This is a genomic window from Erwinia sp. JH02 (assembly GCF_013074405.1).
Classification (GTDB): Bacteria; Pseudomonadota; Gammaproteobacteria; order Enterobacterales; family Enterobacteriaceae; genus Erwinia; species Erwinia rhapontici.
In genome coordinates, this window is record NZ_JABANZ010000001.1 from 502,645 (window position 1) to 514,704 (window position 12,060).

General features: G+C 52.9%; 12 protein-coding genes. 5 read left to right on the forward strand and 7 right to left on the reverse strand.

Going from position 1 to position 12,060, the window contains the following annotated elements; translation table 11 throughout:
- Positions 1-6 precede the first annotated feature (6 nt).
- Together HHI26_RS02285 and HHI26_RS02290 are read right to left on the reverse strand one after the other, a co-directional pair.
- Positions 7-1,134, reverse strand: coding sequence for an ROK family transcriptional regulator (locus HHI26_RS02285; protein WP_171148525.1), 1,128 nt, complete (start codon positions 1,132-1,134; stop codon positions 7-9).
- 7 nt (positions 1,135-1,141) lie between these two features.
- Positions 1,142-2,020 (reverse strand): BadF/BadG/BcrA/BcrD ATPase family protein, encoded by an 879-nt coding sequence (locus HHI26_RS02290; protein ID WP_171148526.1) that lies wholly within the window; start codon positions 2,018-2,020, stop codon positions 1,142-1,144.
- A gap of 289 nt (positions 2,021-2,309) precedes the next feature.
- Between HHI26_RS02290 and HHI26_RS02295 the strand changes: the two genes are divergently transcribed.
- Both HHI26_RS02295 and HHI26_RS02300 read left to right on the forward strand, forming a co-directional pair.
- Complete coding sequence (locus HHI26_RS02295) at positions 2,310-3,455, forward strand: Gfo/Idh/MocA family oxidoreductase (protein WP_171148527.1); 1,146 nt, start codon at positions 2,310-2,312, stop codon at positions 3,453-3,455.
- Positions 3,456-3,672: 217 nt separating this feature from the next.
- Positions 3,673-4,881: a diguanylate phosphodiesterase gene (locus HHI26_RS02300; protein WP_133846539.1), complete on the forward strand. Its 1,209-nt coding sequence runs from the start codon at positions 3,673-3,675 to the stop codon at positions 4,879-4,881.
- 61 nt (positions 4,882-4,942) lie between these two features.
- Here the strand turns inward: HHI26_RS02300 and HHI26_RS02305 are convergent, their stop codons facing one another.
- Positions 4,943-6,775, reverse strand: a complete 1,833-nt coding sequence (locus HHI26_RS02305; protein WP_171148528.1) for a methyl-accepting chemotaxis protein — start codon at positions 6,773-6,775, stop codon at positions 4,943-4,945.
- Between the two features lie 132 nt (positions 6,776-6,907).
- On the opposite strand from HHI26_RS02305, the gene HHI26_RS02310 reads away from it, so the two are divergent.
- Positions 6,908-7,327: a GNAT family N-acetyltransferase gene (locus tag HHI26_RS02310; RefSeq protein ID WP_167863947.1), complete on the forward strand. Its 420-nt coding sequence runs from the start codon at positions 6,908-6,910 to the stop codon at positions 7,325-7,327.
- A 48-nt stretch (positions 7,328-7,375) separates the two neighbouring features.
- Here HHI26_RS02310 and HHI26_RS02315 read toward each other — a convergent pair whose 3' ends face one another.
- Complete coding sequence (locus tag HHI26_RS02315; protein ID WP_197931276.1) at positions 7,376-7,891, reverse strand: MarR family winged helix-turn-helix transcriptional regulator; 516 nt, start codon at positions 7,889-7,891, stop codon at positions 7,376-7,378.
- A gap of 48 nt (positions 7,892-7,939) precedes the next feature.
- Here HHI26_RS02315 and HHI26_RS02320 point away from each other — a divergent pair, with 48 nt between their 5' ends.
- Positions 7,940-9,466, forward strand: a complete 1,527-nt coding sequence (locus tag HHI26_RS02320) for an FAD-dependent oxidoreductase (protein ID WP_167863945.1) — start codon at positions 7,940-7,942, stop codon at positions 9,464-9,466.
- A 55-nt stretch (positions 9,467-9,521) separates the two neighbouring features.
- Here HHI26_RS02320 and HHI26_RS02325 read toward each other — a convergent pair whose 3' ends face one another.
- The 3 genes from HHI26_RS02325 to HHI26_RS02335 all read right to left on the reverse strand — a co-directional run bounded on the left by HHI26_RS02325 (position 9,522) and on the right by HHI26_RS02335 (position 11,212).
- Complete coding sequence (locus HHI26_RS02325) at positions 9,522-9,932, reverse strand: hypothetical protein (protein WP_171148529.1); 411 nt, start codon at positions 9,930-9,932, stop codon at positions 9,522-9,524.
- 168 nt (positions 9,933-10,100) lie between these two features.
- Positions 10,101-10,550 carry a DUF4385 domain-containing protein gene (locus HHI26_RS02330; protein ID WP_133846533.1) on the reverse strand — a complete coding sequence of 150 codons (450 nt, stop codon included), beginning with the start codon at positions 10,548-10,550 and terminating at the stop codon, positions 10,101-10,103.
- Between the two features lie 182 nt (positions 10,551-10,732).
- Positions 10,733-11,212, reverse strand: a complete 480-nt coding sequence (locus tag HHI26_RS02335; RefSeq protein ID WP_159338158.1) for a ferritin-like domain-containing protein — start codon at positions 11,210-11,212, stop codon at positions 10,733-10,735.
- A 592-nt stretch (positions 11,213-11,804) separates the two neighbouring features.
- Between HHI26_RS02335 and HHI26_RS02340 the strand changes: the two genes are divergently transcribed.
- Entirely contained in the window at positions 11,805-12,053 is a 249-nt protein-coding gene (locus HHI26_RS02340; RefSeq protein ID WP_133846531.1) for a hypothetical protein, read from the forward strand.
- Positions 12,054-12,060: the final 7 nt, after the last annotated feature.

Here is a 12,060-nt window from a genome sequence, read left to right on the forward strand (position 1 = left end):
CACTAACTAACTAACGGGATTCTCTGCCTCATCATTCGCCTGCGCCGCCAGCAAATCCAACAGCTTATTGATCGCAAAACCGGCCGCCCCCAGCGCCCACATACGGCTGGATTCAGTCAAAAATTGCAGGGGCGTGGTTTGCGGCGTCAGCTTCAGGCGGTAAGCCTGGAAGTTGAGGGTAATATGGTCGAGCAGGATGCGTGAGGCCATCTGCGGCTCCATCGCCAGATACACCACGTCAGGATCATAGGCAATGGACAAATTCGCCAGCGAAATGCCTAAATGGCGCCCCGCCTCCTCCAGTGCCTCAAGCGCATCCGGCGTGGGTGCCGCGTCCAGCGACTTCAGCGTCATTGATTTGCTTGCCTGACCTGAAGCCAGGCGCTGAAGAATAGCGCGGGAAGAAGCGACATCCTCCAACAGGCGCATCGAGCCATCACCCAGCAGTGCGTGACCAATCTCCCCCGCTTTACCATGTCGGCCACGATAAAGCTGGCGATCCAGCAAAATGCCGGCACCAATCCCTTTACCGTAGGTGGCAATCACCGCAGAGTGCACATTGCCCAGTTGACCAAACACCATGGCAGCCATCGCCATCGCATTCGCATCATTCTCAATAAACACCGGCAACGAGAAACGCTCGGACAGCAGCTGCGCAATCGGCACGTTATCCCAGTCCAGCACATTAGAGCGGATACAGATGCCCTGCTCCGCGTCGACCAGCCCGGACAGCGCCAGCCCGATGGCACTGACGCGCTTTCCCTCCACGCCACGTAAAAATTTCGCCAGCGCATCACTGAGCTGGCGTGGCGTCATAGATCCCGACGGGATCTGCTGTTCACCGAGTAAGTTCCCGTTGAGATCCGTCATCACGATCAGATTGCGTTCAGCATTAAGCTGAATACCGACCACGCTGGCGCGTTCAGGATTCAGTCCCAGCAGCGTTTTCGGCCGTCCCATCGACACCCGCCGCAGCCCCAGCTCCTGAATAATTTCCTGAGCCAGTAGCCGGTTAGTGGCCTGTGAGACCGTCGACATGCTCAGCCCGGTGCGTACTTTCAGGTCGGACTGGCTGATCGGGGCATTTTCAACAATCAGGCGCAGAATGCGCGCGGTTACATTTGGCGCTGTCATCGTTCCCTTATTCAGCAAATGAAGCGTGATAGTAGGCCAGCAGCAATGCGCCTGCCAGTGCATCCTGTTGCGGCGGTACCAGCAGCGCCCGGATATCATCATCCAGCCAGCGTTCGATCGGCGCAGCAAGCCCGCCCATCAGTGCAATATGACCGCTGCTCAGCAGGCGCAGGCGGCGGACTATCATCGCAATATCCTCGGCAGTCTGCCGGATTAATTTTACCGCATGAGGGTCTTGCGCGGCGGCAGCGCTAAACACCTCAGGCACCACACGTGCCCAGTCGCCCGGCGTTGCCGTACGTGTCCACAACAGCATGGTTTCCGCGCTGTGCTGAAAACGCGCCATCACGGTCTGGGTAAAGTCGGTTTTGACAATGAGATCTTCATGAGCCAGCAGCGCTTGCCGCAACGCCCGACGGCCCAGTTCGGCTCCCGAACCCTGATCGGAAAGTGCAAACCCCCAACCGCCCAGCAGCGTAAAGCGTTCACCGTCCCAGGCGGCACCCTGACTGCCGGTGCCGACAATCAACACCGCACCCGCGCTGCCTGCGTGAGCGCCTGCACAGGCGATCTCAACATCACTCAGCACCTGCAAAGAGGCACAGGCGGGCTGCCAGTCTGCCAGCTGCGCAGCAACGGAAGCGACATTGGCCCCTGCCAGACCCGCCACCAGCGCGGTTTTCTTCAATGCATCAGGCGGAAGGCCCGCCGTGGCCATCGCCCGGGCGATCAACTGCTCAACGCTGTCGATGGCCTGTGCGAAGTCTGACCAGACATTGGCCGCTCCCCCCGTCACTTCGGCCAGTAGAACGCCCTGTTTATCGGTCAGCCTTGCACGGCAATGGGTGCCACCGCCGTCAATACCAAGGAGATAGTCAGAATACACGGGCTGCTCCCACGTTAATCGCTGTGAATCGTTGTTTCATTATTGACCGAACGATAGGTGAAAAAAACTTAAATCGCAATAACAAATAAATATGACGAAAATCACCTTCATTAAAAATGTTTTATAACAATACATTAACCAATAACCTGGTGAAATGTCTCAGTGCGCGTGTTGACATTAGTTTTCTTGCCGTAATAAGTTGGTGGTCAGATAATCTCCAGCGAACCTGTCTGCATACGGTTAACTGGCCTTCACCTCACGCTCATGCATTTCCGTCAGGGGTTTTAACATGAAAGTAGGCATTATCGGTCTTGGTTTTCGCCTGTCCCATGTGGTTCACGAGTTCAGCAAAGCCGACCCATCGTTTGAAATCGCCGGCTATTTCGATCCCGCCCCGGCGGGGCTGCCTAATCTGGCCAGCTTCGGTATTGCACCCGGTACGGCCTTTGATTCCATCGAGGCGTTATTGCAAGCGGGTGAACTCGATCTGATTCTGGTGGGTTCCCCTAACTTTATGCATCTGGAACATATTCGCCAGGCGCTGGCGGCGGGTTACCGCGTGTTCACTGAAAAGCCGGTGGTGATTAACGAAGAACAGACGATGGAGATGGCGAAGCTGGTGCGCCAGTACGGCAAGGACCGTATTCTGGTCGGTCTGGTACTGCGTTACTCCCCGCTCTACCACGATCTGCTGGCCGCCCGCGATCAGGGCCGTTTGGGCGAAATCACCTCGATGGAAGCCACCGAACACATCAAGCCTTACCACGGTGCATTCTTCCAGCGTGACTGGCGCCGTCTGGAGAAGTATGCCGGTCCCTACATTCTGGAAAAATGCTGCCATGATATCGACCTCTATCAGGGGTTGATGGCTGAACGCCCGGTGCGGGTGGCCAGCTTTGGCGGCCGTAAGTCGTTCACTCCCCAACATGCCCCGCAGGGCGCGATCACCGCAGCATCCGAGATTTATCACGAGAAACCGAGCGGCTGGTCCAGCACGGATGCTGTCTTTGACAGCGACGCAGATATTGTTGACTACCAGACAGCGATCATTGAATACGCCAACGGTGCCACCCTGTCCTTCCATGCCAATCTGAATGTGCCTGACGAGTTCCGCCGTTTCTGCGTGATGGGCACCGACGGTATGGCCGAAGGGGACTTTGTGCGTAACTACTTCCGCGTTCACAACGCGCGTACGGGCGAAAAAGAAGTGGATACCTCTTACGGTGGCAATGCGTACGACGGTCATTACGGTGCCGATGCACTGATGGCGGAAGAGATCGTCAAACACATCACTCAGGGAACGCCGCTGAAAGTCTCCGTGGTAGATGCACTGGAAGCCGGTTTGACCGCGATTAAGATTGATGAAGCGAGAAAAACACGTCAGGTCATTGATTTAACGGAAACCTGGAAAAAATTCGATGCCCACCAGGGGTAATCTGGAGGTGAGTTTGCACCTCTCCTGATCCGGTGTGTTACCCCCCTTGCCGGACAGGCTGTTATCACTTGATAGACTGGCACGCTCCCTCAACCGGCTTTCGGGCCGGTTTTTTTACGTCCATCTGCATTAACGCTTGCTTGCGGCAGAGGCGGAGTCTGCGATAGATTCGTTCTCTAAGACAAAATGGCTCACCTCTCTATCAGGTCCGGAATGTATGTTAACGACGCTTATTTATCGTAGTCGCCTGTGCAAAAGCGTCAGTCCGCATTTTCTGGAACGCCTTGCGGCTAAAGCGCAACGTTTTAATGAAACGGTCAATGTCACCGGAATTTTACTTTTCGACGGCGACTATTTCTTTCAGATACTGGAAGGTCCTTCTGAGTCGATTGATCAGGTGTTCCACCGCGTCTGTGCTGACTCCCGGCACACCCAGATTGTGCAACTGATGCGTGATTATGCGCCGGATCGCCGTTTCGGCAAGCTGGGCATGGCGGTGATTGATATGCGCAATGCCAGCGCTGAGGCAATCATTGAGCAGGTCCTGAACCAGGGCACCGCCAGATACCTGCTCACTTACGGTGATCGGGTGTTTAAATTCATCCGAACCTTTGTTAAAGGCCCGCGTAAAAACGATCTGGCCCAGCCTGATGACAGCGCGCAGTGGGATTTTCAATGCCGGGCACCGTCAGTCCAGGTCGTGCCGGTGGCATCTGAACAGGCAGCCTGCCAGTTTGCACTACAGCCTGTTGTTGAACCGGCCACAGGGAAAATAAGCTATCTGGAAGCCCTGATCCGCAGTGCTTCCGGCGGCTCCCCCGCGGATTATTTCGCCACCATTCCGGCCGATAAACTCTACGAAGCCGATCTCCATGCCAAAGATGTCGCCTTTGCGCTGGCCAGGCAAATGGATATTGGCAGCGCGCAAATCGCGGTGAACCTGCGACCAATGTCGCTGGTGATGCTGCCTGATGCGGTGAATATATTGCTGGAACAAATCGCCCGTAATGGTCTGGTGCCGGAACAGGTGGTAGTTGAAGTGACCGAAGATGAGTTTATTTCCCGTTTCGATGAGTTTGAAAAAGCCATCCATCAGCTACGTCATGCCGGGATCAGCCTGGCGATTGACGATTTTGGTGCGGGATTTGCCGGGTTATCACTGCTGGCCCGCCTTCAGCCAGAAAAGCTGAAAATCGACCGCTGTCTGATCGAAGCGATTCATACCAATGGCCCTAAGCAGGCAATTGTTCAGGCTATCGTGAACTGCTGCGCCTCACTGGAGATCACCGTGGTGGCAGAAGGCGTGGAAACCGCTGCCGAGTGGCGTTGGCTGGAAGCCGCAGGTATCCGCCATTTCCAGGGTTACCTTTTTGCCCGGCCGCTGCTTAATGGAATACCTGCCGTGGCCTGGCCGCATAAAGTTTGATGCGGCCTAACCCCGGCGCTGCTCTCTGCCGTGCTGGGGTTAGGTTAAGAGTGTTACCGCCTTATGCCGCGGTGGTAAAGCGTGAAACGGAATGCAGCAGACCCTCCGCCTGATCGCGCAGGGAATTTGCCGCTGATGACGACTGCTCAACCAGCGCCGCATTCTGTTGTGTCACATTATCCATCTCGTTAATCGCTACGCCCACCTGCGAAATACCCCGGTTCTGTTCGTCGGAAGCCTGAGCAATCTCTTGTAGAATGCCGGTTACGCTCTCCGCAGAAGTGACAATGTCACGCATGGTGCCACCTGCCTGCTCCACCAGCCCGGCCCCCATATCGATCTGCCTGACCGATGCCTCAATCAGCCCGCCAATTTCTTTCGCTGCCTCGGCGCTGCGCTGCGCCAGATTTCTGACTTCACTGGCCACCACAGCAAAACCGCGCCCCTGCTCCCCGGCACGCGCAGCTTCAACTGCGGCATTCAGTGCCAGAATGTTGGTCTGGAACGCAATACTGTTAATGACTGACGTGATATCACTGATTTTTGTCGAACTGGCCGTAATCGCCCGCATGGTTTCCGTCACCTGGCTGACAATTACCCCGCCTTTATTGGCCATTTCCGCCGTGGTCTGGGCAAGGCTGGTGGAATGATGGATATTCTCAACGTTATGCTTAACCGTGGCGGTTAACTGCTCCATGCTGGCAGCGGTCTGCTCCAGTGCGGCAGCCTGCTCTTCCGTCCTCGAAGACAAATCATTATTGCCATCGGCAATCTCGGCAGAAGCCATGTTCACCTGTGCAACACCGTTGCGAATATCACCGATGATGCGGCGCAGATCTTCATTCATACCGCCGATGGCATTAGTCAGTGTGCCCATCTCATCGCGGCGCGAGGTGGTCAGGCTGGTACTGAGGTCCCCACCAGAAATACGCTGAGTAAAGGCCAGAATGGCGGATAACGGCGTGGTGATTTGACGGGTGATAATCAGGGTGGTGGCTACGCCCATGATCACCGCCGCCAGCAGAATGATCGTCATCCAGAAGATGGCGTCGTCGATATCGGTTTGCGTGGCACCGATCTCGTCTTCAAACAGCTGACCGCTAATGGTCGTGAGGCTGGAACCCGCCTTCGCCAACGTGCCTGTCGCCTCCTGTTCTGCCAGGAATGAGGTGCGATAGCCCGCCACGCTCTCTTTTTTCTGATTCAGTACACTGGCGATGTTCTGTAAACGTTCGCTGTTGTCAGGTGTCATTTGCGGCACCAGATTTTGTATTAACTGCACGGACTCTGCCAGGAAACCGGTTAACGCATTCTGCGCGGCTTCCGTATTTTGCAATTCCAGCAGCGTTAAGCGGGTTGAGACGCCATCAAGATGCTTGTTCACCTCAGACAGTGCTGCTTCCAGCGCTGCCGCATCAGCCCGGCCTGCAAAGCCTGAAGAAATCTGCGCGATCGCATTTTTCTCGTTACTGATAGAAAGTGCTGCGGCTATCTGAACGCGTTTTTGGGTTTCAAGCACCGTTTGGGCTCGTTTATCACGATACTCCGCGATCAGTCCGGTCAGGCTGTTGAGCAAGGTCAACTGCTCAGGGTGCCAGGGCAGCTGTTTCAGCAGGCCGATCTCGGTTTCGATTTGCTGCAAGTGTTTATCATTAGCGATGATAAACTGCTCGTCATGGGTTTTAATAAATTGCATACGCGTATCCTTCGCCAGCGCAAACTGATCGGTGACGAGTTTCAGCATACGAACTTTTTCTGCCCGGACAGCGATATCATTAAGATTCTTAATGCCACAGAGTGCGACAGCGATGCTGAGGATCAGCACAATGCCGAAACCTGTCATCAATTTTTTCCCAACGCTCATATTTTCAAAGTAAACAAACAACTTTTTCATTGGATAACCTTCCGTTGTTGAACAACAATTGTTTAAGAAAATCGCTCAGTTATCGGCAGGATTTGTTAAATAAACAGTTTATTTAGTTACTTAATTATCACGTAATGGTCACAATTTCAGAGGGACTGATGAATGGAATTTACCCGGGTTGGCGATATCCCTGAGGCAGACAGAGAAGCGCTGCTAGAAGGGCTGAGAGGATATAACCGCCAGTTTATTGATAAAAGCGGCTGGGGACCTGTCGGCGTTTTTTGCCGCGATCAACAGGGCATTATCATCGGGGGAGTGATGGCGTCTCTGGTGGGGATCTGGCTGTCGATTGACTATTTATGGGTCAGCGAAAATATCAGAGGCGCGGGCGTTGGCGCTCAACTGATTCAGATAGCCGAAGAAGAAGCGAAATCAAAAGGTGCACAGCATGTTCTCGTTGATACCTTCAGCTTTCAGGCACTGCCCTTTTATGAAAAGCAGGGATTTGTACTGCAAATGACATTGCCCGATTTTCCCGACCCGGGAAAGCAGCGTCATTATCTGACTAAACGCCTTACGTAGCGGGAACGCGTCGAGGGCTATGGGTAACCCGTCGACCCGTCCCGTGGCTTAAACCGGTTTCTGCCCGGGTGGGGAGATGTGCTCAAAATGACGGTCGTCTTTAATATCGTCGGCAAAGCGGCGCATCAGCCTCACCAGATCGCTGATATCCTGCTCATCCCATTGATCAAAAATAGCCTGCCCGATTTTTTTACGTGCCTCATCAAGGCGATGGGTCATGGCTTTGCCACTTTCCGTGATCACCGCTTCGCGGATGCGGCGATCGGCGGCACTGTGCTGACGGTTGACCAGCCCCAGACTTTCCATTTTCGCCACCTGTCGGCTCACGGTGGTGTAGTCGCGCCCTACCCGATCCGCGAGTTCGACAATACCTGTCGGACCTAAGCGCTCTATCAGAACCAGCAACGGAAACAGCGCGCGATCGAGTGAAATACCTGCCGCCCGAACCAGCGCCTCATCGCGCTGAGGGCGATTCATCACCCCGACGATTTCAAGTAATGCACCATGGAGTTCGCGAAGCTGATCGTTAATATGTGTATTTTGCATGCTTTTTGTTGACATCAATTATCCCTTCCTCTAAATATGTGCATATTACACATAATGAGGTGGCGTATGAAAGAGCAACATGCAACAGAGGTGCTGATTTGTGGTGCCGGCGCTGCTGGCCTGACGCTGGCAATCGACCTTGCACGCAGGGGCGTCGACTTTCGTCTGATTGAAAAGAAAACCATCCCCTTCCACGGGTCCCGTGGCAAGGGCATCCAGCCACGTACCCTCGAGATTTTCGAGGATCTGGGTATTATCGAGGGCATTAACCGGCTGGCCAGTCTCTATCCGCCTGAACGACGCTATCATCCTGATGGCAGTCAGACGGAAGCACATATTGTCGAACAACGTACGCCATCCCCTGCGGAACCCTGGCCACATCCGCTGATGCTACCGCAATACTTAACGGAACAGGTGATGCGGGAACGGCTGGCAGAGCTGGGGCATCAGGTTGAATTCGGTTGTGAGCTGCTTGGGTTTGAACAGGATCCAGAGGGGGTAACCGCGCGTATCCAGGGCCCGGCCGGTGAAGAGACGCTGCGGGTGCAATGGCTGACGGGGGCGGATGGCGGTAAAAGTGATGTCCGCCATGCGCTGAACATCAGTTTCCCTGGCAAGACCCTTGGCGTGCGTGCCCTGGTTGCCGATGTCTTGATGACGGGGCTTGAGCGTGATGTCTGGCACCGCTTCGGTGACGGCGACAGGGAGCGACAAATTGCTTTCTGTCCGCTGGCCGCGACAGATCTGTTTCAAATCCAGGGGCCTCTCCCGCTGGAGGGCGAGGTTGACCTTTCCGCTGAAGGGCTGCAATCCCTGATCACTGCGCGCACCGGGCGCAAAGATATTCATCTTCATGCGGTGTCATGGGCATCCGCATACAGCATGAATGCGCGGCTCGCCGCACGCTACCAGGTGGGCCGGGTTTTCCTGATCGGCGATGCGGCTCATATTCATCCGCCAACTGGCGGTCAGGGTCTCAACACCAGCGTGCAGGATGCCTATAACCTGGGATGGAAACTGCACGCCGTCATCGGGGGAGCATCTGCGTCCCTGCTGGACAGTTATGAGCAGGAGCGCCGTCCCGTTGCCGCTGCCATGCTGGATCTGTCTACCCAACTACTGAGCGCGGCACAACAGGGTGACCTGCGGCGCGGGCGGGAGGTGCATCAGCTCGATCTGGGGTATTGCGATCCTGATCTGGCGCTGGAGATGCCCGCACGCACGGGTGGTGTCCATGCGGGGGATCGGGCGCCGGATGCGCCGCTTCTCCGTGCTGACGGCCAGCGGGTCCGCGCATTTGAACTTTATCAGGGAGCACACTGGACGCTAATCGGTTATCAGGCCGCTCGCCATATCGTTCAGCCACGGCCAGGCCTGAACCAACATATTATTGGCATGAGTGGCGATCTGATTGATGACGGAAACCACTTCCTCGATGCCTACGCTCCGGCTGCTGGTGACTGGCTGCTGGTGCGCCCGGATGGTTATATCGGCGCGATTATCGTCACGGAGCAGCTTTCCGCGCTGGAAGAATACCTCACCCGCGTAGGATTATCGGCTTCACTCGGGTTACAACGGAACACAGCGCGCTAGCCAAACGCCTGCTGATGTTTTTTCTTCCGCGCCAGATAATCTTTATCGGCGCGGATCATTCCTTCAACCACTGATTGTTTAAATTAAGAAAATACTTTTGTTTTACGATGTTATTTGCTCCGTCCTTGAAATCTACAGACCCATATCCAGTATCGTAAATACCCCACTCCCCAGAAGATCCATCCTTAAAAAGGACCGTTCCCGTCGCGATACAAGGAGAGTAATAGTCGTGTAACCATCTATATCCTTGATCCGATACCTGCGCTTTAGCAAAAAAATCGATCAATTGATCTTTGGTCGGGTTCCAGCCTTTACAAATCATCCGATAGTTATTGGGATCGTCTTTAGTGTCGTCCACCGAATGACCGCTTTCCACTATCTCCAGGTGCGTTACTTCCACGCCCGCCTGCAGTGATAAAGGGAGAATCAACAAAATTGAAGCTATTAAGCATTTCATTAATTCCATTTTGCTGTGCTCGCTTCTGTTGTGTTTTTCCTGGCAATTTCTGGATGCCTGTAAATCTCTGTCATGGGTACATTGAATGTAGAAGCCAAAGAGACTTAAACCTTAACAATTATATGAGATTACGTCTCTAGTGGTTTTTCCTGGAATACGAGAATGTCTTCTGCCCTGCTAGCCAAACGCCTGCTGATGTTTTTTCTTACGCGCAAGATAGTCTTTATCGGCGCGGATCTTATCCCAGCAGGTTTTAAATACAGCGGCGGCAGCCGCTTTCTCCTCATTAACTTCATAAGGCAGCAGCTTGCCATCGGCATCGTATTTCTTCCCGCCTTTATGATTGGCATAACGCCGGGCGCGCGTGTAGCCCATCTGTATAAACTTCCGGGCCATGTCCATACCGACAAAATCATCGTGAGTGCGGTAGTGTTCAAACAGTGACATGATCTTTTCGGACGATGTTTCAGCCAGGGCTACGGTCTTGAACCGCCAGTGCGGCAGAATCTCACTTTTGTAAGGTTCAACCATCAATACCCCCTGCTCACCGCGTCCGACCTGGTATTGCTCAGGATGCTGGCGAAAGTCGATCTGTTTAAAATCCTGCTGGTAGTCAAATGCCTTCATTCACGCACGTCCTTTCATTTCATTTCATGTTGATGCTATCTGGCCATCAGGCCACTCTTTAAGCTTGGCATACTGAACGGCGACGGGGTCGTTGAACGGCAAAAAGGCCCCCGAAGGAGCCCGCGTGCTTTACTATCCGGCAGTCATAGTGTGTTGTCGTTCTGCACCGGTCTGAACATAACTCACTCCGATTGCTGTTGTGCAATGGCTGTCAGCTTATCGTCCGTGTCTTTTTCTTCCTGCAAGGTTTCATTCAGCAGTTGAGCCGCCTCTTTATAGCCGAGTTTGGTGGCCAGCGCCGACAGCGTGCCGTAAGTCGCTATCTCGTAATGCTCCACTTTCTGCGCGGCCCCGATTAAGCCCGCATCACGTACCGGGCCTGCCTCAACGGAGTCGATAATCTCCTGCGCTTCTTCCACCAAACCTTCCAGAGCGTGGCACTTCATGCGCTTGATTTTTACGCCATCCGTTATCTCCACCAGCTGATCGATGCGCTCAATTTGTCCGCGCGTTTCCTCCAGGTGCAGCTTAAAAGCGGCGACCAACTGCTCGTCTGTTGCTGCCCGCGCCATTTTTGGCAATGCACGGGATATCTGTTTTTCTGCACTATAAACATCAGATAATTCATGAATAAAAAGATCTTCAAGCGTTTTAATTGTCATAATATTTTCTTCCGATAAGTAGCAGGGATAATTAGAGTGCTGACCTAACAAGCCTGGCGTACTTCACAATAAAAGAACGATAAAAAAAGAGGGGCGGTAAATAAATGACGTTATTATTGCATTCAGGCGAAGCGCGGGGCTTTAGCAACTGGCTGTTTTCATGACCATTGCGACAGATAAATTTTAAATGAAAATTCTGATGAAAAAAGTAAAAAAGGAATGAGCTGAAATAGAATATTGCCACGATAGGATGAAATTTTATTTTCCAGGTTTTATTATGGATTTGGAGTTGTGAAAATTAGGAAAAAAGCCAAATTGCAGTGGTATGTCCTGAATGATGCAGTAGAAAGGCGCTTAACAACCGCCTGGCGCCATTAAAACAGAGATTGAGGTGTAATTCGATATTTTAAGGATTTAACACGACATTGCCCCCCCCTTGGGTATAGAGTGTTAAAAGAAGGTTGATTTATAAATACCCTTCAAAGGCTAAACTTAATCATTAAAAATCATCATATCAGGCCGAGGCAGGGGTGTTTATTTTTAGTGTTGTTTTCTTTGTGGTAAGTCTATTTTCCTTTTAATTCGGAGAGTTATGGATAAAAATCATCTCTTCTCGCGTCTGGAAAAGTGGCCGTTGATCAAATTCGATCATGCCAACATTGTTCAGGATGGCGATCATGGAACCTTTAATGCCAAAACTTCATTGTATGCCTTTGATGTCAATGAAAATAAAGCAAAATTATTTATCCGTGATGTTTCGCCAGGAACAGACATTGTGGCAATGATAGATCTCTACACTAACTGGATAAAAGAATTTAAAAAAACAACTAAATCGCCATAATGAAATT